We start from the raw sequence: 23,131 nt of genomic DNA on the forward strand, positions 1-23,131 counted from the left end.
CACCACGCCCGTTAATCGACCCGCCAGCGGCCCGCACACGATCCTAGAGTACCGCCCGCGGATAGGCGCCGAGTATGCGGAACAGTTCGGCCTCTTGGCGCAGACCAGCCAGGGCTTGCTTGACCTTGGGATCAGCACTGTGACCCTCGATATCCAGGAAATACACATATTCCCAGTTCACGCAGCGGGACGGGCGGGACTCGATGCGCGACATGCTCACACCGTTATGCGCCAGCGGGGTGAGTAGGCGATGCAGCGCGCCGGGACGGTTCGATGTGGAAACCAGGACGCTGGTCTTGTCGACCCCGCTCGGGGGGATCGACTCCTGGCGACCGATCACCAGGAAACGCGTCGTGTTGTCGGGGTGATCCTCGATATTTCGCTTGAGGGCGTTCAGGCCGTACAAGGACTCAGCCGTATCCCCCGCGATAGCCGCTGCACCGGTGTCCTGTGCGGCACGCTTGGCCGCTTCCGCGTTGCTGCTGAGTGGAATGCGCTCGGCGTGTGGCAGGTTCGCATCGAGCCATCGCCGGCACTGTGCGAGCGCCTGCTGATGTGCGTAGACGCGTTGCACGCCATCGAGTGATTCTTCGCGCGACAGCAGATGATGATGGATGCGCAGCAGGACCTCGCCGCACACGTGCAACGGCGACTGCACGAACAGATCCAGGGTATGGTTGACCACGCCCTCGGTGGAGTTCTCGATCGGCACAACGCCATAGGGACAGGTGGCGGCCTCCACCTCGCGGAACACCTCACCGAGCGAAGCCATGGGCGCCAATTGCACGTCCTGCCCGAAATGCTTGAGCACCGCTGCATGCGTATAGGTGCCTTCGGGACCCAGGAATGCCACCTTGAGCGGAGACTCCAGTGCCAGGCACGCGGACATGATTTCGCGGAATAGCCGCGCGAGCGTTTCGCCCTCAAGCGGCCCGGGGTTGGTATCCTTGACCTGGCGCAGAATCTGCGCCTCCCGCTCGGGTCGATAGAAGTCCTCGCCGGAACCAGCAGCCCGTTTGATTTCGGCCACGGTCTGCGCACAGCTCGCACGCTCACTGATGAGCCGCATCAAATCCTTGTCGATCGCGTCGATACGTTCGCGGATCGCTCGCAACTGTTCCTGTTCAGACATGGGCGGAAACCTGCTGGTTGATAATGGGCATGCAAACGTCGGGCTTGGCGGCGATGCACGCTGATCAGCCGCGTATGCGCTCGAATTCCTTCATATAGTCGACAAGCGCGTCGACGCCCGCTTCCGGCATCGCATTGTACAGACTGGCGCGCATCCCGCCGACGGAACGGTGTCCCTTGAGGCTTTTCAGCCCCGCCGCATCGGCCCCACGCAGAAACTCGGTATCAAGAGCGGTCTCCGCCAGGGTGAAGGTTACGTTCATCCAGGAACGGCTGTCCTGAGCTACCGCGGTGCGGTAGAACTCTGTGCCGTCCAGTGCTGCATATAGCTTGGCTGCCTTGCGTCGGTTGCGTTCGCCGATAGCGGGAAGCCCGCCCTCGGCTTCGATCCACGCAAATACCTCACCCGCAACATACCAGGCGAAAGTCGGCGGCGTGTTGTACATCGACGCATTCTCCGCATAGACGCGATAGTCGAATACGGTCGGTGTGCCGGGCAGAGGATCGCCGAGCAGATCTTCGTGCACGATCACGAGCGTCAGACCCGACGGCCCCACGTTTTTCTGTGCGCCCGCGTAGATCAGACCAAACCGTGAGACGTCCAGCGGACGCGACAGTAGCGTCGAAGACATGTCCGCCACCAGCGGCACATCCCCGCTATCCGGTATATAGGGAAACTCCACGCCGCCGATGGTCTCGTTCGGGGTGTAGTGCAGATAGCTCGCAGCGGGGTCGATCTCGATCGACCCCGCTGCCGGCACGCGGGTCGCATAATCAGGCCCGCCAGCGGCCAGCCTCACCCGTCCATAGCGTGCGGCCTCGGTCATGGCCTTCTGCGACCAGATGCCGGTATCGATGAAATCTGCAGAGCCGCCGCGCATCAGGTTCATGGGCACCATCGCGAACTGAGCGGTCGCTCCGCCCTGCAGGAACAACACCCGGTACGTATCCGGCACGTCCAGAATGCGACGCAAGGTCGCCTCGGCACGTTCGGCGATACCGACGAAATCGTCGCCACGGTGAGACATTTCCATCACCGACATGCCGCTACCGCCCCAATCGACCAGTTCGGCCTGGACCTTTTCCAGAACCGTCAGCGGCAATGTGGCCGGACCCGAGCTGAAGTTGTATACGCGTCCCATGGCGCCTCCTCGACCTAACGTGTCAGTCTCTACCCAGGTCTTCAGAACCATCCTCCGGTCCGTCGCCATCTTCCTCGGCGGGCTCGTCCTCGGCGTCGTCACCCACCAGCGATTCGACGCGTTCGATCTGTACCAGACGCTCGCCTTCACCCAGGCGGATCAGCGTCACACCCAGAGTATTGCGGCCGATGACGGAAACCTCGTCGACCGGCGTACGTACCAGGGTACCGCCGTCGGTGATCAGCATCACCTCGTCACCGTCCACGACCTGCACCGCACCGACCAGATTGCCGTTACGGCTCGACGACTGGATCGCGATCACACCCTGACCACCGCGTCCGTGGCGCGGGAACTCGCTGCATTCGGTCCGCTTTCCGTAGCCGTTTTCGGTGGCGATCAGCACCTGCGCATTCTCATCGAGAATGATCAGCGAGACGACGCTCTGTCCGTCTCCCAGGCGCACACCGCGCACGCCGCACGCGGTTCGGCCCATGGCCCGAACCTCGGCCTCAGCAAACCTGACCGCCTTGCCAGCACTGGTCAACAGCATCACATCCTGCGCGCCATCGGTCATGGCAACCCCAATCAGGCGGTCGCCGTCGCGCAGGTCGACGGCAATAATTCCGGTGCTGCGCGGGCGCGAGAAATCGACCAGCGGCGTCTTCTTCACCGTGCCGCGTGCCGTGGCCATGAACACATAGCTGTCCGAGGCGAAATCCTTGACCGGCAGCACCGCATTGATGCGTTCGCCTTCCTCCAGCGGGAGCAGATTCACGATCGGGCGGCCACGTGCGTTGCGCCCGGCCTGCGGGAGTTCATAGACCTTGAGCCAGTAGACCTTGCCGTGGCTCGAGAAGCACAGAATCGTGTCGTGGGTGTTGGCCACGAACAGCGTTTCGACGAAATCCTCCTCGCGCATGCTCGTCGCGGCCTTGCCGCGACCTCCGCGACGCTGCGCACGATAGAGATCGAGCGGCTGGGCCTTGGCGTAGCCGGCGTGGGACAGGGTCACCACCACATCCTGCTCAGAAATGAGGTCTTCGAGCGACAGGTCGAGCCGACGGTCGAGAATTTCGGTGCGACGCGCATCGCCGAATTGTTCGCGGATTGCGATCAGCTCGTCCCGGATGACCTGCATCAGCCTGCCGGGACGGGTGAGGATATCGAGAAGATCCTCGATCTTGTCGAGAATCTCACGGTATTCGGAAACGATCTTGTCCTGCTCCAGACCGGTCAGGCGATGCAGGCGCAGATCCAGAATCGCCTGGGCCTGTGCCTCGGACAGGCGATAACCGTCGTCGGCCAGACCGAGTGCCGGATCGAGCCCATCGGGCCGCGAAGCCTCCGCACCGGCCCGCTCGAGCATGCCCGTCACCATCCCGGGCGGCCAGGCACGAGCGAGCAATCCCGCCTTGGCCTCCACCGGGGTCGCCGAGGCGCGAATGAGTTCGATGATTTCGTCGATATTGGCCAACGCGACGGCGAGACCTTCCAGGACATGGGCCCGTTCGCGAGCCTTGCGGAGGTCATACAGAGTGCGCCGCGTCACCACCTCGCGGCGATGGCGCAGGAAGGCCTCCAGCATCGACTTGAGGTCAAGTAGCCGCGGCTGGCCGTCTATCAGCGCCACCATGTTGATGCCGAACACGCTCTGCATCTGGGTATGCTGGTACAGATTGTTCAGCACGACCTCGGGCATTTCACCGCGCTTGAGGTCGACGACCATGCGCATGCCGTCCTTGTCGGACTCGTCGCGCAGCTCGGAGATGCCCTCGAGCTTCTTCTCCTTGACCAGCTCCGCAATCTTTTCCAGCAAGCGCGCCTTGTTGACCTGATACGGCAACTCAGTGACGACGATGCTCTCGCGACCGTTGTGCTCGTCCGTCTCCACGTGGGATCGGGCGCGCACGTAGATCCGGCCGCGACCAGTCTGGTAGGCCTCGCGAATGCCCTGGGCGCCGTTGATGACGGCCGCCGTGGGGAAGTCAGGCCCGGGCACATACTCCATCAACTCGTTGATATCCGCCTCGGGGGTGTCGATGAGAGCCACACAGGCGTTGATGACCTCGGTGAGGTTGTGCGGTGGGATGTTGGTAGCCATTCCGACCGCAATACCGGCTGAGCCGTTGATCAGCAGATTCGGGATCTTCGCCGGAAGAACAGCGGGCTCACGCTCGGAACCATCGTAGTTGGGCGTGAAATCGACGGTTTCCTTGTCGATGTCGGCGAGCAGTTCGTGCGCGATGCGCGCCATGCGCACCTCGGTATAACGCATCGCGGCAGGGGCGTCGCCGTCGATGGAACCGAAGTTTCCTTGTCCGTCCACCAGCATGTAGCGCAGACTGAAGGGTTGCGCCATGCGCACGATGGTGTCGTAGATAGCCGAGTCGCCGTGAGGGTGATACTTACCCATGACGTCACCGACGATACGCGCGGACTTCTTATAGGCCTTGTTCCATTCGTAGCTGCCTTCGTGCATGCCGTAAAGCACACGGCGATGGACAGGCTTGAGGCCGTCACGTACATCAGGCAGCGCCCGCCCGATGATCACGCTCATCGCGTAATCCAGGTAGGACTGGCGCATTTCGTCTTCGAGATTGACCGAGAGTAGTTCTTTGGCGAAATCAGCCATTCAGATGGGGAGCCCTAGATGGAAAAATAATCTTGGAATGATACCACACGCAGCCCCCTTGAGGACTGGGCTCAGGCGCGCTGCCCCATGAGTTCATGCATGCCTGCAAGTCCTGGGTGTTCGACCACCCCGACCTCCGTCACGATGGCATCGATCAGGTCCGCCGGCGTCACGTCGAACACCGGATTCCAGGCGCTCGCACCTGCCGCCGCGACCGCCTTGCCCGCAAAGCTCAGCAGTTCTTCTTCGGGACGCTCTTCGATGGGTATCGCCGCACCATCCGGCGTCGCCATGTCGATGGTGCTGGTCGGCGCCACGACCATGAAACGCACGTCATGGTGGCGCGCCAGTACGGCCAGGCTGTAGGTGCCGATCTTGTTGGCCACATCGCCGTTGGCGGCAATGCGGTCCGCACCGACGATCACCCAGCTGACACGTCCGCTGGCCAGCAGCGAGGCCGCCGCGCCTTCGCACAGCAGAGAAACCGGTATGCCGTCGTGTATCAGCTCCCAGGCAGTGAGCCGCGAACCCTGCAGCCAGGGGCGGGTTTCGTCGGCATACACACGACCAATACGACCGTCCGCGTAGGCGCTGCGGATCACCCCGAGGGCGGTGCCATAGCCGCCGGTGGCCAGGGAACCGGTGTTGCAGTGCGTCAGCACATCGCCCGTTTCAACCAGCGCACCGCCCAGCTCGCCCATGCGGCGGTTGGCGGACAGATCCGCCTCGTGAATCGCGACGGCCTCAGCCAGCAGCGCGGGCGTGGCATCGCCGACGCTCTCCTCAACGAGGCGGCGCTGACGGGCAATCGCCCAGCCCAGATTGACGGCGGTCGGGCGGGCTGCGGCGAGTCGATCGAGTTCGCGCATGAGCGCCTCCCGGTCAGGCCCACAGGCACGCGCAGCGAGCACCGCGCCATAGGCGGCCGCAATGCCGATGGCCGGCGCGCCGCGTACCACCATGTCTCGAATCGCATCGGCAACCTTGGCGGCAGTGGTCGCCTCAATCCAGGCCGTCTGCGCCGGCAGCAGACGCTGATCCAGCAATCTCAGGCGGTCATCCGCCCAGATGACGGCGCGCACGCCGTCGTTGTCAGGTGTCGCCATGCCAGAGCTCCTGTCCGTCGATAGCCGGCTTGCGACCCGGCACGATGCGCGGTTATTGTCGCCGCCATGGAAGAAATCGATCTATTGATCAGCGCGCGTTGGGTGATTCCTGTAGCGCCCGAACCCTTGGTCCACGAGCACTACGCCGTGGCCGTCCGCGGCCGTCGCATCGTCGACATTCTACCCGCATCCGAAGCCACGCGAAGATACCACGCCGAAGAACACGTCAACCTGCCGCGACATGCCTTGATTCCCGGCCTGGTGAATGCGCATACGCACGCGGCGATGACCCTGATGCGCGGGCTGGCCGACGATCTGCCGCTGATGACCTGGTTACAGCAGCACATCTGGCCGGCCGAGGCACGCTGGGTCGGTGCCGATTTCGTGCGTGACGGTACGCGTCTTGCGATCGCCGAAATGCTGCGTGGCGGTACGACCTGCTTCAACGACATGTACTTCTTTCCCGAGATCACCGCCCGCGTCGCCGTCAACCTCGGCATGCGCGCCAGCATCGGCATGATCGTGGTCGACTTCCCCTCGGCTTGGGCGCGCAACGCCGACGAATACATTGCACGCGGACTCGACGAGGTCATGGACGCGCACAAGGGCGAAGGCCTGATCAGCACCTGCTTCGCACCACATGCGCCCTATACCGTCTCGGATGCGCCGCTGGAACGCATCCGCAACCTATCGAACGAACTCGAACGGCCGGTCCACATCCACGTACACGAAACGCAGCAGGAGATCGACGATCATCTGACGCACCACGGCGTCAGACCGCTCGCACGCCTCGACGCCCTCGGCCTACTGGGACCGAACCTGGTCGCGGTACACATGACCCAGCTCAGCGATCACGAAATCGCCCTGCTGGCAGAACGCGGCGCCAGCGTTGTCCATTGTCCGCAATCCAACCTCAAGCTGGCCAGCGGTTTCGCGCCGGTAGCCCACCTGATCGAGGCCGGCGTCAACGTGGCGCTGGGGACCGATGGCGCGGCGAGCAACAACGACCTCGACCTGTGGGATGAAATGCGCACCGCGGCGCTTCTCGCCAAGGGTGTGGCCGGACGCGCCGACGCCCTCCCCGCACACGCCGCACTGCGCATGGCCACGCTGTCCGGGGCACGCGCACTCGGGCTCGACGAGGAAATCGGCTCGATCGAAGTCGGCAAGGCCGCCGATTTGGTGGCGGTGGATCTCGGCCGCCTCGAAACCCAGCCCATATACGACCCCGTATCGCACCTCGTCTATGCCGCCGGCAGAGAGGCGGTGAGCCATGTCTGGATCGCCGGCCAGTCAAAACTGGTCGAACGCGAACTCACGCAGCTGAACGTGGATGAACTGGCCGAATCCGCCGCATCCTGGGCCATGCGCATCGGCAGCAGCGACCGTGCAGAAGACTGAATTCAGCGGCTCCGGGGTGTTAAACTCTCGCCACACGCACACATCGACGAAGCCGAATGAGCGAAGCCCACGCCAACGTTGACCCCCGGGAAATCGGCAAATTCGAGGAACTTGCCCACCGCTGGTGGGATACCGACGGCGAGTTCCGCCCACTCCACGACATCAACCCCTTGCGTCTCGGCTATATCGAGAGCGGCGCCGGCGGACTTGCAGGCAAGCGGGTGGTAGATGTCGGCTGCGGCGGCGGCATCCTGGCCGAATCCATGGCGGCGAAAGGCGCGGAGGTGACCGGCATCGACATGGGCGAGGCTCCGCTTTCCGTGGCCCGACTGCATGGCCTGGAATCGGGTATCAGCGTCGACTACCGGCAGGTCACCGTCGAAGCGCTCGCCGCACAACAACCGGGATCTTACGAGGTCGTGACCTGCATGGAGATGCTGGAGCACGTACCCGATCCAGAGTCCGTGGTGCGCGCCTGCGCGCAGCTGGTGAAGCCCGGTGGCCACGTCTTTTTCTCGACCCTCAATCGCAACCCCAAATCCTTCCTATTCGCGATCGTCGGTGCCGAATACCTGCTCAAGCTGCTCCCGCGCGGCACTCACGAATATCAGCGTTTCATCCGCCCCTCCGAGCTCGGCAGCGCCATCCGCCATGCCGAGTTGACCCTGGTGGACATTTCCGGCATGCATTTCAACCCGCTGACCCAGCGCTATTCGCTGTCCCGCGACGTTTCGGTCAACTACCTCGTACATGCCGTCGCAAATTAACCCGACGCACATACGCGGCGTGCTGTTCGACCTCGACGGCACTCTGGCCGATACGGCACTAGACATGGCCGCCGCCCTCAACCGGCTCAGAGTGGAAAATGCATTGCCACCGCTGCCTTTCACAGCCGTGCGCGATCACGTCTCGCACGGCAGCACCGCCATGATCCGGATCGGTTTCGGCGACAACTTGCCGAAAGCACGTTTCGAAGCGCTGCGCAGACGTTTTCTGGACATCTATAGCGCCGCACTCGCGGCCGAAACAGTACTGTTTCCAGGAATGGGAAACGTACTTGAAACACTGGAATCCCGCGGCATCGCCTGGGGCATCGTCACCAACAAACCGGGATTCCTGACCAGACCCTTGATCGCCGCGCTCGGGCTGACGGAACGCAGTGCCTGCCTGGTCAGCGGCGACGATCTGCCGCAGCGCAAGCCGCACCCCGCCACGCTCCTGCATGCGGCTCAACTATGCGACCTGCCCCCATCCACCTGCTGTTATCTAGGGGATGCCGAACGCGACATCACCGCCGGCAAATCAGCCGGCATGCATACCCTGATCGCTTCGTGGGGCTATATCGACGCCGAGCAGCGTCCGGATACCTGGGGGGCGGACGACACACTCACGCGCCCTGATGATCTGCTGGCATGGATCGACGCGAACTCGCTGCCGGTGGCCACACCTTCGCTCGCGTGAGTGCTTCGCCCGTCTCGATCCGACAGTCGGATGGGCTACTCGTCCAGACCGGCCAACATCACGTCGAGATCGGCTTCGAAAGCCGCCTCGTCGCCCAGGTTGAGAACTAGGAGGCGATGCAGATGCGATGCGGTATCCACATCCATGCCGTCCCAGGCCAAACCGATCCTGCATCCGCCGGCATGACGCACCACCTTGCCGTTCATAATCAGCTCAACGCTGTCGCCAAGCGCGAGATCGAGCACCACCAGGCTTTCCAACGAGGGGATGAGATCGGGCTTGGGAGCATCGACAAGCGCTCCCTTGAGGGAGATATCCAGCAACTGCACCTCGACCGATCCCTTAGCCGTTCTCAAAGCCGCACGGGCAATGAATTTCACCCGGTGTACCATTCGCTGTTCATGCTCGGGCATCGCATTCTCCTTACCGCCGCCATGGCGGATACGGGCGGCTGCCGCCCGAAAACCTACGCATCGCCTCCGCCGGTATGACGACCATCGGACTCACCACAGACACGGAGCAGGCTTACCGCACGTGTCTCGATATCGCATCGCGGCACTACGAAAACTTCCCCGTCGCCTCCTGGCTGCTGCCAAGCCGACTGCGACGCCCGGTTGCTGCCATCTACGCTTTCGCACGCACCGCCGACGATCTCGCGGACGAAGGCGATGAAATCGCCGATGCCCGCCTCCATGCGCTGACGCGTATGGGAGAATGCCTGGATCTGGCAACCGCAGGAAACCCACCCGACGACCCAATCTTCATCGCCCTGGCAGATGCCGTACCTCGCCATAACCTGCCTGTCGACGCCCTGCACGATCTGCTTTCCGCCTTCCGTCAGGACGTGGTGAAGTCACGCTACCGGGATTTCGGCGAGGTGATGGATTATTGCCGCCGCTCGGCCAATCCGGTCGGTAGGCTGATCCTCCATCTCTACGGCCGAAACACACCCGACAATCTAGCCCAATCCGATGCGATCTGCAGTTCGCTCCAGCTTATCAACTTCTATCAGGACATTCACAGCGACTACTGCGATCGCGGCCGCATCTATCTGCCGCAGGACGAAATGACGCGTTTCGGCGTCACGGAGGCGGATATCGCCGACCGCAGCAGCACGCCAGCCCTACGCCGCCTGTTGCAGCACAACTACCAACGGGCCGACCGTTTGCTGCGTGCAGGTGCGCCGCTCGGCGCCCGACTTTCCGGGCGCATCGGCATGGAGCTGCGCGCCATCGTCGTCGGCGGCGCACGCATCCTCCATCGGCTGCAACATCAGGGAGAAGATCTGTTTTCGCGCCCGCACCTGGATTTCCGCGACAGGGTTGCCATACTGCGCGGTGCGCTGCTGCCGCCGCGGCGTCGCTGACCCGTCACCTGCCTGTGTTAGCATGGCCGCGGGCCAATTCAGACATCATCATGACGCCGGACGAGTACTGCCGACAAAAGGCCGCACGCAGCGGTTCCAGCTTCTACTACAGCTTCCTCTTTCTGGACGAGGCGAGGCGCAAGGCGATCACCGCACTGTATGCCTTCTGCCGCGAGGTCGACGATGTCGTCGACCGCAATCTCGAACCGGCGGTCGCCAAGCACAAACTGTCCTGGTGGCGCGAGGAGCTGAGCCGGCTGTTCGACGGCGCGCCGCAACACCCGGTTACCCGCGCACTCGCGGAACCGGTCCGCCGCTTCTCCATCTCGCAGGCCCAGCTCGAGGAGGTCGTGGCCGGCATGGAGATGGACCTGGAGTACGACGCCTATCCGAGCTTCACCGAACTTTCGCTTTACTGCCACCGGGTTGCCGGCGTCGTGGGACTCATGGCGGCCTCCATATTCGGCCATACCGCCAGCGAGACCGAACGTTACGCGGAAGACCTGGGTATGGCCTTCCAGCTAACCAACATCCTGCGCGACGTCCGCGAGGATGCTGAACGCGGGCGCATCTACATCCCCCTGGACGAGCTGAATCGTTTCGGCGTCGCACCCGAGGAACTGCGGCACGGACGCACGAGCGATTCGATCAAGACCCTGTTCGCATTCCAGGCAGAGCGTGCGCGCAACTACTATGCCCGCGCGCTCGGTCACCTGCCTGCGATCGACCGTCCCGCACAGCGCAGCGGACTCATCATGGCCGAGATCTACCGCACCCTGCTCGATGAAATCGAACGTGACGGCTACCGCGTGCTGGAACACCGCATCCGCCTGACGCCGTTGCGCAAGCTGTGGATCGCATGGCGCGTGGCGCGTCGCGAACGCAGACTCCAGCCAGGCGCCGCCGTGGCGTGAAGCCCGTCGTCGTCGTCGGTGCCGGCTGGGCCGGGCTGAGCGCGGCACTGCATCTGATCTCGGCGGGCATTCCCGTCGTGTTGCTCGAAGCAGCGAGCGTCGCCGGCGGCAGGGCGCGCGACCTCCCTGCCCAGCCGCATCGCGACAACGGGCAGCATCTGCTGATCGGCGCATACTGTGAAACACTCGCGTTGCTCCAGCGTCTGGGCGTACAGCGTGCAGAGGCATTCCACGAGACCCCGCTCGATCTGTTCATGCGCCCATCGCCGGACGGCGCCCCTGTGCGCCTCCGCGGCGGACAGCTACCGGGCAAGCTGCATCTGTTGCAGGCCCTGGCTGGTGCGCGGGGTATCGACTGGTCCACGCGACTGGCCCTGCTGCGCTCCGCCCGCCTGCTGCGTGGCATCCCGCCCGTGCATGCCACCGCACGCGAATGGCTGCTGGGCTGCGGACAGAACGAAACCGCTATCTCCCTGATCTGGGCACCGTTGTGTCTGGCCGCACTCAACCTACCCGTTGAAGCGGCTTCGGCCCGCGTGCTGCAACGCACCCTCGCCGAAGCCTTCGCAGACGCGGACTGTGCAAAGCTGCTGATACCGAAGCAGCCTCTCGGCGCATTGCTTCCGCGCCCTGCATTGCATGAACTCGCCCGTCGCGGGGCCGACATCCGCCTCAACAGCCGTGTAAGCGAACTGATTGCCACGGACGACCGCATCACTCGCGTACGCCTGCGCGGCAACAACTGTATGGACGCCGATCACGTCGTACTGGCCGTATCGCCAGCGGCAGCCGCACGTCTGCTGCAATGCCTGCCAGCCACCCGGGAACTTGCACAGGACATCACCGCGTTAGGTCGTTCCCCCATCGTTACGGCCTATCTCGAATACACGCCATCAGCCCGCCTCGACCCACCTCTGCAGGCCTTACTGAACCCACCGGCTACATGGCTCTTCGACCGACGTATCGCGGGCGAACCGGGTATCATCGCAGCCGTACTCAGCGGCCCCGGCCCGGATACGGAACTGATGAAAGAATTCCTTGCCGAACGCATAACCGCACAAATCGGGTGTCATTTCCCGAATTGGGGAAAACCGAGGCAAGTGCAGATCATCCGCGAGCGTGCCGCCACATTCCTGGCCACGCCGGACAACGAAACCCGCCGCCCATCCAGCCAGACTCCGCTCGCGGGGCTCTGGCTGGCTGGCGATTACACTGCGACCGGGCTGCCGGCGACTCTCGAAGGCGCGGTGCGCAGCGGGTTAGAATGTGCCACAAAAATCATAAGGAGATTGGATTGATGCCTCTGGACGAGCTTGCGATCAGACAATACGAACCCACCCCGCCGCTTCTCGAAGGACGTGTCATTCTCATCACCGGCGCCGGCGACGGTATCGGTCGTGCCGTGTCGCTTGCCTGTGCCGCGCACGGCGCCACCGTGATCCTGCTCGGTAAGACCGTGAAGAAGCTCGAAGCCGTTTACGACGAGATCGAGAGCCAGGGAGGCCTGCAGCCGGCGATCTATCCGATGAACCTCGAGGGCGCCACCGCCAAGGACTACGCCGACCTGACGGACAATATTGCCGGCGAATTCGGCCAACTCCACGGACTGGTCAACAATGCCGGCTGGATCGGGGCGCTCACCCCTTTCAAGCACTATGACGTGGAATTATGGGCCAAGGTCATGGCCGTCAATCTGCATGCACCCTTCCTGCTCACTCGTGCCTGCCTGCCATTGCTCGAACGCGCCGAAGATCCAGCGATCGTCTTTTCCACGCATCACTGCCAGCGTGCCTATTGGGGCGGATATGGCATCGCCAAGGCCGGACAAAAGGGCATGCTCGATATCCTCGCCGCCGAATACGATGCCGAGAGCAACCACCCGATGCGCGTCAACGGCATCGACACTGGCCCGGTTATCACTCGTGAACGTCGCGCCCACTACCCGGGCGAAAAGATCGACGCCCACCCGAAGCCCGAGGCCATGGTGGGACCCTATCTGTATTTCCTGGGTCCGGATAGTCGCGGCATCACGGGAACCGACTTCGAATGTCAGCCGGGCAAACTGTAACGAAATGAACGACCGGTGCCGGCACGGAGGATTTAGCCCATATGCCAAGCATCGGCATCGTCCTCACGCATTGTCAGGAAGGCTTGCTTGAAGCAGGCAAGCTGTGTTCGTAGCCCCGAGTTTGCCTGACCCTGGCAAACTCAACATCCACTACTCTACTCAACTGAGTCACTGTACCGTGACGTTAGTTCGAGTATAGAGGCCGGCCAACCGCCTCCTGACGTAACGCCGCCGGGCACAGCCCGCGAAGGGGGCACTCGGCGCAAACCGGGCGGGATCGGCATGCCGATTTGGCATGTGCCACGATCAAGGCATGCCATTCGCCGTAATGCCTGGCATCCGCCGGAATCGCCGCCTCGAAGGCCCCGCGAAGCGACTCGTATGGCGCGTCGGGCGGCAACATGCCCAGCCGCCCGAAGAGGCGCCGGGTGTAGGCATCGATGACGAATACGGGGCGTCCGAAGGCATATAGCAGCATGTCGTCGGCGGTTTCCGGGCCGATGCCGTGCACACCGAGTAGCCCGGAGCGCAGTTCGGCCGTTTCGAGTGCGTTCAATGCCGCATAACCCCCTTGCTCGCAGTACCATGCGAGAAAGGCCGCCAGTCGGCCAGCCTTGAGGTTGTAATAACCTGCCGGGCGCAGATGGTCGGCCAACACCTCCCGCGGCATGGACAAAAGCGACTCCGCATCGAGCAAGACAGCGCCGCGCAGACGATCCAACGCCTTTTCGACGTTCTGCCAACTCGTGTTCTGGGTCAGTATGGCTCCGAGCATCACCTCGAAGGGCGTGTCGGCCGGCCACCAGTGCTGCTCGCCATAGGCATCGAACAGACGTTCGTAAACGCGCTCGACCTGCGCGGTGTCGAGCCGGCAGGTCATGGCCATGCCGGCCTCAGCGTCGGCCCGGACTGCGCGGGCGGCGAGCCGGTCGGGGCGGCGGCGCTTCCGCACCGGGCGGTTCGAGGCCGGCGGCGCGGTACAGTTCCGCCAGTTCGGCACCTTCCAGCTCGCGCCAGCGACCGGCTCGCAGCACGCGCCCCAGACGCACGGGTCCGTAGCGGACGCGAATCAGCCGACTGACGGTCGCACCCACCGCCTCCCACAGCCGCCTGACCTCACGTTTGCGGCCCTCCTTGATCACGACGTGGAACCAGCGATTGGCCCCTCCACTGCCGCCAGCGTCGGTGACCTCGTCGAACGAGGCCGGACCATCGTCTAGGCTGACGCCCTCACGCAGGCGCGCGAGCTGCGCGTCGTCAACCTCGCCGCGCACGCGCACCGCATATTCGCGCTCGACGCCACTCGAGGGATGCATCAGCCGATGGGCCAATTCCCCATCGCTCGTGAACAGCAACAGTCCGGAGGTATTGATGTCCAGACGGCCCACCCCGACCCAACGACCGCGCGGCAGCCGGGCGAAGGCGCTAGGGCGCCCTTCCGGGTCCTTGCGCGTGCTGATTTCGCCCTCTGGTTTGAAATAGGCAATGGTGCGTGGAGCCTGGGCGACACGTCGCAACAGGGCCAATGGCCGCCCGAGCCGGGTCACGCGGTCACTGGGGCGGGCGCGGGTACCCAATGTGGCGACCTCGCCGTTCACGGCGATTTCGCCCGCGGCAATCCAGCCCTCGATCTCGCGTCGCGAACCCAGACCGGCGCGCGCCAGCAACTTCTGCAACCTCTCGGGCGGTACACTATCGTTCATCGACACATTGTACCCGACGACGACGCATGCAGCGCCGCCGTCACAGAATTCCGAGGAGTGCCACGTGGACCCATCCATCCCATTTATCCCGCTCGACATTGCCGTGCTCACCATCTCCGACAGCCGTACCGAGGTCGACGACACATCGGGACAGGTGCTCGTGCAACGCATCGAGCAAGCCGGACACCGCGTGGCCGAACGGCGCATCGTCAAGGACGACATCTACCAGATACGCGCCGTCCTGTCGCAGTGGATCGCCAATCCCGAGATCAATGCCGTGGTCACCACCGGCGGGACCGGCGTGACCGGGCGCGACGGTACGCCGGAGGCGGTCAAACCGCTTCTGGACAAGAAGATCGAGGGTTTCGGAGAGCTGTTCCGCATGCTCTCGTACGAGGAAATCAAGACTTCAAGCCTGCAGTCGAGAGCGGTCGCGGGCGTGGCCAACGCCACCTACATCTTCTGTCTGCCGGGATCGTCCGGGGCCTGCCGCACCGGGTGGGACCGCCTGATCGAGGCGCAACTGGATCACCGTACACGACCCTGCAATCTGGTGATGCTGATGCCGCGTCTGCTCGAGCGCTGAAGCCGTACTCAACCGGCGGCTGCACCGGCGGGCGCAAAAGCGAAGCGACGGTCCAGACGGTATTTGATCCAGTATCCGATCGCCAGGCCGACTATCGCACCGGCAATGCGCGCGGCATGGGTGCCGACCAGGTGATACGCACCGAGTTCGCTACCCCAGAACACGATCGTGGTGAACGCCCCGCTAGCCGCATACAGGATGAAAGTGCGCAGATCGTGGGCGGCGTCGCGAGTCCGATAGGCAAAGATATAGCGTTTGTCGAGCACATATTTCACATACAGGCCGACGAGCGTGCCCACCGCCATCGCCAGATACAGGCGATAAGGCAGCCCCGGTCCGGCGTCCAGCACGCCTTCCTGAGCGAGCAGGTTCGCCAGGGTGGCGATGGCTGCGAACAGGGCGTAGCGGAGCGCCAGGGTCATATCAAGCCTCATCCTCGTCCGTCGACTGCGGCGATTCCCCTTGGCGGTCCTCCACGTCGGCCACGTCCGCACCGATCGTTTCCGGATCGCCCAGATCGAGTTGGGGGTGCAAACCGTCCAGATCGGTGAACTCGGCGAGCGGCGGCAGTTCGTCCAGGGACTTCAGGCCGAAATAATCCAGAAAGCTCCGCGTGGTGGCATACAGCGCCGGACGCCCGGGAACTTCGCGATGCCCCACCACCTTGATCCAGTCCCGCTCCTGCAGTCCCTTGAGAATGTGACTGCTGACACTGACGCCGCGCACGGCCTCGATCTCGCCACGCGTGATCGGCTGGCGGTAGGCAACCAGCGCCAGGGTTTCCAGCGTCGCACGCGAATAACGCGGCGGCTTTTCCTCCCACATGCGCTGGATCCAGGACGTATACGCAGGCTTGATCTGCAGGCGATAGCCGCTGGCCACCTCCTGCAGCTCGTAACAGCGCGTCGAACAATCCTGGGCCAGTTCGTCCAAGGCCTGACGCAGGGTACTGCGATCTGGTGCGCCCGGATCGCCTTCGAACAGACGCTGCAGACGGTCCAGAGTCATCGGCTGGCCAGCGGCCAACAGGGCCGCCTCGATGATCTCGCGCAGATTCGAAAGCGTGCTCACGGGCTCTCCTCAGCGTTCGGCGCGTTTGACGTAGATCGGAGTGAAGGGAGCATTCTGTACCAGCTCGATCAGATGGTCCTTGAGCAGTTCCAGCATCGCCAACAGCGTGACCACCACGCCGCGGCGCCCTTCCTCCGGGGCGAAAAACCCGCTGAATTCGACGAATTCGTCGCTCAACCCGGCCAGCACGCGCGACATGCGCTCGCGCACCGACAGAGGTTCGCGCTGAATGTGATGGTGGCTGAACATCTGCGCACGCCCCAGCACCTCGCGTAAGGCATAGAGCATCTCGCGCAACGAAACCTCCGGTTCGGGACGCGCGGCCTCGCGTGGCGGCGGCTCGGCGCCGGCCACCAGATAATCGCGCTCGAGACGCGGCAGCGCATCGATCTCCTCGGCAGCCCGACGGATGCGCTCGTACTCCTGCAGGCGGCGTACCAGTTCGGCCCGGGGATCGGCATCGTCGTCTTCCGCCTCGGCGGGCCTCGGCAGCAGCATGCGCGATTTGATTTCCGCAAGCACGGCGGCCATCACCAGATATTCCGCGGCCAGCTCCAGCCTCAGCTCCTGCATCAGCGCGATGTATTCAACATACTGGCGCGTGACTTCGGCGATCGGGATGTCGAGGATGTTGAGATTTTGCCGCTTGATCAGGTACAGCAGCAGGTCCAGCGGCCCTTCGAAGGCCTCCAGGAAGACCTCCAGCGCATCCGGCGGGATGTAGAGGTCCTGCGGCGGATTGGACAGCGGCTCGCCCCAGACTAGGGCGAAGGGCAGTTCGGACTGCGCGTGACCGGCGGGAGCAGCCTGGGTCGTACTCGGTTCGGAGGGTGCGTCGGAACTCATGTCGACGCTATCCCACGACCCACCGACCTCCGCTGCGCGCGATCCTGCGCCATCAGCGGTAGGCCAGACCCATGGCGCGACGCACCTCGGTCATCGTTTCCTCGGCCACGTCGCGGGCGGCTTCGGTACCTTCGTTGAGTACGTTCTGTACCAGCGAGGGATCGGCCTCGTATTCGCGCGCACGCTCCTGAATCGGTGCGAGCTCACCCAGCACCGCATCGATCACCGGCTGCTTGCAGTCCAGACAGCCAATACCGGCACTGCGGCATCCGGCCTGCACCCATTCCATCACGTCCTGCCCGGAGTAGACCTGATGAAACTGCCATACGGGACATTTCTCGGGATCGCCCGGATCGGTCCGGCGTACGCGTGCCGGATCGGTTGGCATGGTGCGTATGTTTTTTTCCACGTCAGCCGGCGCGTCGCGTAGGGAGATGGTGTTGTGATAGGACTTGGACATCTTGCGGCCGTCGAGTCCGGGCAGCTTCGAGGAACGCGTCAGCAGCGCCTGCGGCTCGGGCAGGATAATGCGTCCGGAACCTTCGAGATAGCCGAACAGGCGATCGCGGTCGCCGATCGACAGATTCTGCTGCGACTCGAGCAGGGCGCGGGCGATCTCGATCGCCTCCGTCTCGCCCTGTTCCTGGTAGCGTCGACGCAGGTCGCGATACAGACGGGCGTTCTTCTTGCCCATCTTGGCGATCGCCTGTTCGGCGCGCTCCGCAAAGTCGGGCTCGCGTCCGTAGAGATGATTGAAGCGCCGCGCGATCTCGCGGGTGATTTCCAGATGCGGCACCTGATCCTCGCCGACCGGCACCAGCCCCGCCTTGTAGATCAGGATATCGGCGCTCTGCAGCAACGGATAACCGAGAAAACCGTAGGTGGCGAGGTCGCGATCCTTGAGCTGCTCCTGCTGGTCCTTGAAGCTCGGTACCCGCTCCAGCCAGCCAAGCGGGGTGATCATCGACAGCAGCAGATGCAGCTCAGCGTGCTCGGGCACCCAGGACTGCACGAACATGGTCGCCGAACCCGGGTTGATGCCCGCGGCAAGCCAGTCGATCACCATCTCGCGGGTATTGTCCTCAAGATGGCTCAGATCCTCGTAGTGCGTGGTCAGCGCGTGCCAGTCGGCCACGAAAAAGAAGCACTCGTGCGTGTGCTGCAGTTCGACCCAATTTTTGACCACGCCGTGGTAATGCCCGAGATGGATGCGGCCCGTCGGGCGCATGCCCGACAACACACGTTGATTGGGTACCAGAACGGAACTCACGCCTACTCCTACAAGTGCGGCAAACCGAAGAGGTTGTAGATGATATTGGCGACGAATACATAGATCGGCACGATGATCATGTACAGCACTTTTGTCACCAGCAGGGTGACCAGAATGATCAGCCCGTAGGGCTCGATGCGGTCCAGACGGTCCGACCACACGGGCGGCAGCAGACCGGAAAGCACGCGCCCGCCATCCAACGGTGGAATCGGCAGTAGGTTCAGTATCATCAGGCTGATATTGATGGCGATACCCGCCTGCCCCATCAGGGTCAGCGGAATAGAAAAGAAACTGTTGGCCGTATCAGCGAAGTTCAGACCGAGCTTCATCACCAGGGCCCAGACCAGGGCCATTGCCAGATTGGCCAGTGGCCCGGCAACGGCCACTATTGCCATGTCGCGCCGCGGGTGCTTGAGGTTGTTGAAATTGACCGGCACGGGCTTCGCCCAACCGAAGATGATCGAACCCAAACCGCTGAATGTTCCGAACACCAGCAGAGCCAAAGGCACTGCCACCGTACCGATGGGATCGACATGGCGTAGCGGATTGAGGCTCAAACGACCCAGCATCTGAGCGGTCGTATCGCCCAATCGCTTGGCGACATAGCCATGTGCCGCCTCATGCAGAGTCACCGCAAACAGCACCGGCAGGATCCAGATGCTGATGGTTTGTATGATTTGATCAAAATTCATAAGGTCGCGATTATACGCGATGACTCCCTGCTATCGTGGAAAACTTCGACACTGGCCTTGGCAGCACCTCTCATTCGGTCAACAGGTGCCCGATTTCGCCCTTGCCCTGGCGCAGGACGCGCGGCGGATCCACATCGAGATCGACTACGGTCGTCGGCTCCACACCGCAGGTACCGCTGTCGATCACCAAATCGACGTCATGCTCCAATCGCTCACGAATTTCGTAGCCCGCGCTATGCGGCAAGGCATCCCCTGGCAGCCACAACGTGGTACTCATCAACGGCGCCCCCAATTCAGTGAGCAACGCCTGCGTCACCGCATTGTCGGGCACCCGCAGACCGATAGTCTTACGCTTGGGATTCTGAAGTCTGCGCGGGACCTCGCGCGTGGCGGGCAGCAGGAACGTATACGGCCCGGGCGTCAAGGCCTTCATCAGGCGGTAGGACTGGTCACTGACCTTCGCGTAGATCGATATCTCGGAAAGATCCCGACACACCAGCGTGAAATGGTGATTCTGCTCGATCCGCCGGATGCGCCTGATTCGTTCCTGGGCCGACTTGTCGCCGATCAGGCAGCCCAGCGCATAGCAGGAGTCCGTCGGATAGACGATAACGCCGCCGCGGGACAGGATATCCACCGCCTGACGCACCAGCCTCGGTTGCGGGCTGGTGGGATGCACATCGAAATGCTGACTCATCGCGGTCTTCGCATGAAGGGGGGGGCGACATGGTAGCGCCCACCGCGGCAAGGCGCATCCGCTAGCCGATCTGATATGATCTTGTATCAAGCCAACACCGGGCCTGTCCATGAAGCTGCTTTTTGATTTTTTCCCGGTTTTACTGTTTTTCCTGGTCTACAAGTTCTATGGATCGATCCCGCCTGAGGTCATCCATGCCATCAATCCGCTGTTGCCGCTGACCCTCACACCTGGCGACCATGCGGATGCCATTTTCATGGCCACGGCAGTCGCCATCATCGCCTCATTCCTGCAGGTCGGTCTCTACTGGCTGCGTCATCGCCGTTTCGAGACCATGCATCTTGTCTCTCTGGCGCTCATTACCGTATTCGGCGGCGCCACACTGGCCTTCCATGACCCGCTGTTCATCAAATGGAAGCCGACGATTCTGAACTGGTTGTTCGCCGCCGCGTTCCTGGTCAGCCATCTGATCGGACGGCGCACCCTGGTCGAACGCATGATGTCGCATGCGGTCACGGTGCCAGGGGAAATCTGGCGACGCCTGAATATGGGCTGGATCGTCTTTTTCATCATATCCGGCGCCCTCAACATCTGGGTCGCCTATCGTTTCAGCCAGGAAACCTGGGTTGACTTCAAGATGTTCGGAATGCTCGGGCTGAGCGTGCTGTTCATCATCGCGCAAGCCTTCTATCTCGCCCGCTTCATGCAGGACACCCAGGCCGACGAGGAAGTCTGAATGCTCTACATCATCTATGCCCACGACCATGCCGACAGCCTGCAGAAACGGCTCAGCGCCCGGCCTGCACACGTGGCGCGACTGCAGCAATTACTGGATGAAGGCCGTCTTGTGCTCGGAGGCCCCATGCCCGCCATCGACAATGAAGATCCTGGCCCGGCCGGCTTCAGCGGCAGCGTAATCGTCGCCGAATTCGACTCCCTGGGAGAAGCGCGCACCTGGGCCGACGCCGACCCCTATGTAGCCGCAGGCGTCTATGCCAGCGTCGAGGTCAAACCCTTTCGCCAAACCTTTCCTTAGTCGCCCCAAGCCACGCCAAGGCGATCACAAACCCGTTCCCTCCCGCAACAACTCCGGAAACCGATCATGAACCGATCCTTTGTCTGGCTGGGTGCCAGTCTTGTTCTATCCACCGTCCTGCTCGCGGGCTGCCAATCACACAAGAGCGACACCTCAAACGAGGCCTCCAGCGCCCCGAATAGTCACATCGTCGCAACAGTCAATGGCCAGCCCATCACGCTGGCCCAGTACGACAACTACAAATCCGGCCGAGCCCTGCAGATGCCGAACGTCAAACTCAGCCGCAAGGCGTTGGTAGAGGAGCTGGTTGACATGGAACTCCTCAAACAGGCTGCCGTCTCCGCTGGCATCGACAAGCGCCCGCAGATCCAGGCCAAGGTGGAAGAAAACACCGCCAACATTCTGATCCAGGCGCTTCTGAGAGAGAAATTCGGCCACCCCAACTACAGCGATGCCGAGCTCAAAAAGACCTACGAACAGGTCGTCGCACAATCCAGCGGCACCGAGTACAAGGCCAGCCACATCCTGGTCAAGACCAAGGCCGAAGCCGAGAAAATCATTCAGCAGCTAAACAAGGGTGCCAACTTCGCAGCGCTCGCCAAGAAAGATTCCATTGCCCCGTCAGCCCCTCAGGGCGGCGAACTCGGTTGGTTCACCGCAGACACCATGGTGCCGCCTTTCACCGCCGCGGTAGAGAAGCTCAAGAAAGGTGAATACACCAAGACACCGGTACACACGCGCTTCGGCTGGCACGTGATCCTCCTGCAGGACACACGCAAGCTCAATCCGCCACCGTTCGATCAGGTCAAGTCGAGAATTGAGAATCTGCTGACGCAACAGGCCATCCAGAAGTATGTCGGCGACCTGCGCGCCAAGGCCAAGATCACTACCGATCTCGGCAACATCCCAATGGCAGCGACAGTAGCCAAACCCACCATCGTGAATCCGCCTGCGATCAAGGAAACCACCGGGGAAACGCGGACCAACTGACGGGTAGAGTCCCCGTGCGAATGGGGCGCGCCGGGTTAGGCGTGCCCCATGGCGGTTTCAATCTGCTCGCGGGTCAGCAGGAACACACCGCCGCCTCCTCGCTCGAACTCGACCCAGGTCAACGGCCAGCCGTCCAGGCGACGTTCCAACGCAGCAGCGCTGTTGCCCACCTCGACGACCAGAATGCCGCCCGGATTGAGATGCGCTACCGCCTGTTCCACCAGCGGCACGACCACGTCCAGACCCTCTTCGCCTGCCGCGAGGCCCAGTTCCGGCTCGCAGCGAAATTCCGGCGCCAGACCGCTCATGTCCTCGGCATCGACGTAAGGCGGATTGCTCACGATGATGTCATAGGTCTCATCGCCGATTGCGGACAAGCCATCGGAAAGCACAGTGTGTACGCGGTCCTTCAGATCGTGACGCTCGACATTGATCTGTGCCACTTCAAGCGCTTCGGGGGAAATATCGACCAGATCGACTTCGATCCCGGGAAAGGCGTACGCGCAGGCGATGCCGATGCAGCCGCTGCCGGTACCGACATCCAGCACCCGAGTTACCCTGGCGGGGTCGATCCAGGGCTCGAAGGCCGCCTCGATCAATTCGGCAATCGGGGAACGCGGCACCAGCACGCGTTCGTCCACGTAGAAGGGAAGACCGCAGAACCAGGCCTCATGGGTCAGGTAGGCGGCCGGGCGCCGTTCATCGATGCGGCGTGCAATCAGGGTAAGGGCCTCCGTACGCTCTGCCGCAGTCAGACGCGCGTCGAACCAGGCCGGGTCGAGATCCGGCGGCAGATACAGCGCATGCAGAACGAGATAGACGGCCTCATCGAGTTCGTTCGCCATGCCATGCCCGCATGCGATGCCCGCCTCGGCAAAACGGCTCGCGGCCCAGCGCATCAGGTCGCGCAGCGTCGTCAGCTCGCCGATGGCGGTCTCGTTGATCTCCATGCTCCCCCCTGCCGCCGATATCGGCAAAAAGCGGCATAATACGCTCCCGGAGCGGGCACGCACATCCGC

The 23,131-nt window shown here is 62.9% G+C and carries 25 protein-coding genes; 11 read left to right on the forward strand and 14 right to left on the reverse strand.

Features of this window, described 5'->3' with window-relative positions; genetic code table 11:
* Positions 1–43: 43 nt before the first annotated feature.
* From pheA to mtnA, 4 genes are all read right to left on the reverse strand, one after another.
* Positions 44–1,132 (reverse strand): prephenate dehydratase, encoded by a 1,089-nt coding sequence (gene pheA, locus BJI67_RS09135; protein ID WP_070072770.1) that lies wholly within the window; start codon positions 1,130–1,132, stop codon positions 44–46.
* Between the two features lie 64 nt (positions 1,133–1,196).
* A complete protein-coding gene (gene serC, locus BJI67_RS09140) occupies positions 1,197–2,273 on the reverse strand; it encodes a 3-phosphoserine/phosphohydroxythreonine transaminase (protein WP_070072771.1) in 1,077 nt (358 codons plus the stop codon).
* Positions 2,274–2,295: 22 nt separating this feature from the next.
* The gene (gyrA, locus tag BJI67_RS09145; RefSeq protein WP_070072772.1) at positions 2,296–4,905 is read right to left on the reverse strand and encodes a DNA gyrase subunit A; all 2,610 of its coding nucleotides are present in this window, start codon (positions 4,903–4,905) and stop codon (positions 2,296–2,298) included.
* Positions 4,906–4,976: 71 nt separating this feature from the next.
* Positions 4,977–6,011: an S-methyl-5-thioribose-1-phosphate isomerase gene (gene mtnA / locus BJI67_RS09150; RefSeq protein ID WP_070072773.1), complete on the reverse strand. Its 1,035-nt coding sequence runs from the start codon at positions 6,009–6,011 to the stop codon at positions 4,977–4,979.
* 66 nt (positions 6,012–6,077) lie between these two features.
* Between mtnA and BJI67_RS09155 the strand changes: the two genes are divergently transcribed.
* Genes BJI67_RS09155 through BJI67_RS09165 form a run of 3 tightly spaced genes read left to right on the forward strand, consistent with a single transcriptional unit; the run spans position 6,078 to position 8,873 of the window.
* Positions 6,078–7,412, forward strand: a complete 1,335-nt coding sequence (locus tag BJI67_RS09155; protein ID WP_070072774.1) for a TRZ/ATZ family hydrolase — start codon at positions 6,078–6,080, stop codon at positions 7,410–7,412.
* 56 nt (positions 7,413–7,468) lie between these two features.
* Positions 7,469–8,179, forward strand: coding sequence for a bifunctional 2-polyprenyl-6-hydroxyphenol methylase/3-demethylubiquinol 3-O-methyltransferase UbiG (ubiG, locus tag BJI67_RS09160; protein ID WP_070072775.1), 711 nt, complete (start codon positions 7,469–7,471; stop codon positions 8,177–8,179).
* On the forward strand, positions 8,163–8,873 hold the full coding sequence (locus BJI67_RS09165) for an HAD family hydrolase (protein WP_070072776.1): 711 nt from the start codon (positions 8,163–8,165) through the stop codon (positions 8,871–8,873). The genes ubiG and BJI67_RS09165 overlap by 17 nt, the downstream gene beginning before the upstream one ends.
* A gap of 35 nt (positions 8,874–8,908) precedes the next feature.
* Here the strand turns inward: BJI67_RS09165 and BJI67_RS09170 are convergent, their stop codons facing one another.
* Positions 8,909–9,286, reverse strand: coding sequence for a PilZ domain-containing protein (locus tag BJI67_RS09170; RefSeq protein WP_070072777.1), 378 nt, complete (start codon positions 9,284–9,286; stop codon positions 8,909–8,911).
* A gap of 74 nt (positions 9,287–9,360) precedes the next feature.
* Here BJI67_RS09170 and hpnC point away from each other — a divergent pair, with 74 nt between their 5' ends.
* The 4 genes from hpnC to BJI67_RS09190 are packed head-to-tail and all read left to right on the forward strand — an operon-like array spanning position 9,361 to position 13,221.
* Positions 9,361–10,239 carry a squalene synthase HpnC gene (gene hpnC / locus BJI67_RS09175; protein WP_070072778.1) on the forward strand — a complete coding sequence of 293 codons (879 nt, stop codon included), beginning with the start codon at positions 9,361–9,363 and terminating at the stop codon, positions 10,237–10,239.
* 50 nt (positions 10,240–10,289) lie between these two features.
* Entirely contained in the window at positions 10,290–11,153 is an 864-nt protein-coding gene (hpnD, locus tag BJI67_RS09180; protein ID WP_070072779.1) for a presqualene diphosphate synthase HpnD, read from the forward strand.
* Positions 11,150–12,451 carry a hydroxysqualene dehydroxylase HpnE gene (gene hpnE / locus BJI67_RS09185; protein WP_197512949.1) on the forward strand — a complete coding sequence of 434 codons (1,302 nt, stop codon included), beginning with the start codon at positions 11,150–11,152 and terminating at the stop codon, positions 12,449–12,451. The genes hpnD and hpnE overlap by 4 nt, the downstream gene beginning before the upstream one ends.
* On the forward strand, positions 12,451–13,221 hold the full coding sequence (locus tag BJI67_RS09190; RefSeq protein ID WP_070072781.1) for an SDR family NAD(P)-dependent oxidoreductase: 771 nt from the start codon (positions 12,451–12,453) through the stop codon (positions 13,219–13,221). Before hpnE ends, BJI67_RS09190 begins: the two co-directional genes overlap by 1 nt.
* Before the next feature lie 184 nt (positions 13,222–13,405).
* Here the strand turns inward: BJI67_RS09190 and BJI67_RS09195 are convergent, their stop codons facing one another.
* Together BJI67_RS09195 and rluB are read right to left on the reverse strand one after the other, a co-directional pair.
* Positions 13,406–14,173 (reverse strand): endonuclease III domain-containing protein, encoded by a 768-nt coding sequence (locus BJI67_RS09195; RefSeq protein WP_407922800.1) that lies wholly within the window; start codon positions 14,171–14,173, stop codon positions 13,406–13,408.
* On the reverse strand, positions 14,115–14,924 hold the full coding sequence (gene rluB / locus BJI67_RS09200; protein WP_070072782.1) for a 23S rRNA pseudouridine(2605) synthase RluB: 810 nt from the start codon (positions 14,922–14,924) through the stop codon (positions 14,115–14,117). Before rluB ends, BJI67_RS09195 begins: the two co-directional genes overlap by 59 nt.
* 64 nt (positions 14,925–14,988) lie before the next feature.
* On the opposite strand from rluB, the gene moaB reads away from it, so the two are divergent.
* Positions 14,989–15,510, forward strand: coding sequence for a molybdenum cofactor biosynthesis protein B (gene moaB, locus BJI67_RS09205; RefSeq protein WP_070072783.1), 522 nt, complete (start codon positions 14,989–14,991; stop codon positions 15,508–15,510).
* 8 nt (positions 15,511–15,518) lie between these two features.
* Here moaB and BJI67_RS09210 read toward each other — a convergent pair whose 3' ends face one another.
* The 6 genes from BJI67_RS09210 to BJI67_RS09235 all read right to left on the reverse strand — a co-directional run bounded on the left by BJI67_RS09210 (position 15,519) and on the right by BJI67_RS09235 (position 20,086).
* Positions 15,519–15,932, reverse strand: coding sequence for a GtrA family protein (locus tag BJI67_RS09210; protein WP_083250782.1), 414 nt, complete (start codon positions 15,930–15,932; stop codon positions 15,519–15,521).
* 1 nt (position 15,933) lies between these two features.
* A complete protein-coding gene (gene scpB / locus BJI67_RS09215; RefSeq protein WP_070072785.1) occupies positions 15,934–16,581 on the reverse strand; it encodes an SMC-Scp complex subunit ScpB in 648 nt (215 codons plus the stop codon).
* 9 nt (positions 16,582–16,590) lie between these two features.
* Positions 16,591–17,427, reverse strand: coding sequence for a segregation and condensation protein A (locus tag BJI67_RS09220; protein WP_070072786.1), 837 nt, complete (start codon positions 17,425–17,427; stop codon positions 16,591–16,593).
* A gap of 52 nt (positions 17,428–17,479) precedes the next feature.
* Positions 17,480–18,697, reverse strand: a complete 1,218-nt coding sequence (locus BJI67_RS09225; RefSeq protein ID WP_083250783.1) for a tryptophan--tRNA ligase — start codon at positions 18,695–18,697, stop codon at positions 17,480–17,482.
* An 8-nt stretch (positions 18,698–18,705) separates the two neighbouring features.
* Entirely contained in the window at positions 18,706–19,389 is a 684-nt protein-coding gene (locus BJI67_RS09230) for a site-2 protease family protein (RefSeq protein WP_070072788.1), read from the reverse strand.
* A 70-nt stretch (positions 19,390–19,459) separates the two neighbouring features.
* Complete coding sequence (locus tag BJI67_RS09235) at positions 19,460–20,086, reverse strand: L-threonylcarbamoyladenylate synthase (protein ID WP_070072789.1); 627 nt, start codon at positions 20,084–20,086, stop codon at positions 19,460–19,462.
* Between the two features lie 109 nt (positions 20,087–20,195).
* On the opposite strand from BJI67_RS09235, the gene BJI67_RS09240 reads away from it, so the two are divergent.
* The 3 genes from BJI67_RS09240 to BJI67_RS09250 all read left to right on the forward strand — a co-directional run bounded on the left by BJI67_RS09240 (position 20,196) and on the right by BJI67_RS09250 (position 22,112).
* A complete protein-coding gene (locus BJI67_RS09240; RefSeq protein WP_070072790.1) occupies positions 20,196–20,822 on the forward strand; it encodes a septation protein A in 627 nt (208 codons plus the stop codon).
* Entirely contained in the window at positions 20,823–21,122 is a 300-nt protein-coding gene (locus tag BJI67_RS09245; RefSeq protein ID WP_070072791.1) for a YciI family protein, read from the forward strand. It abuts the gene before it with no gap.
* 66 nt (positions 21,123–21,188) lie between these two features.
* Entirely contained in the window at positions 21,189–22,112 is a 924-nt protein-coding gene (locus BJI67_RS09250; protein WP_070072792.1) for a foldase protein PrsA, read from the forward strand.
* A gap of 35 nt (positions 22,113–22,147) precedes the next feature.
* Here BJI67_RS09250 and prmB read toward each other — a convergent pair whose 3' ends face one another.
* The gene (gene prmB, locus BJI67_RS09255; protein ID WP_070072793.1) at positions 22,148–23,062 is read right to left on the reverse strand and encodes a 50S ribosomal protein L3 N(5)-glutamine methyltransferase; all 915 of its coding nucleotides are present in this window, start codon (positions 23,060–23,062) and stop codon (positions 22,148–22,150) included.
* Between the last annotated feature and the right edge of the window lie 69 nt (positions 23,063–23,131).

Origin of the sequence: Acidihalobacter aeolianus (assembly GCF_001753165.1) — a bacterium.
Lineage (GTDB): Bacteria > Pseudomonadota > Gammaproteobacteria > DSM-5130 > Acidihalobacteraceae > Acidihalobacter > Acidihalobacter aeolianus.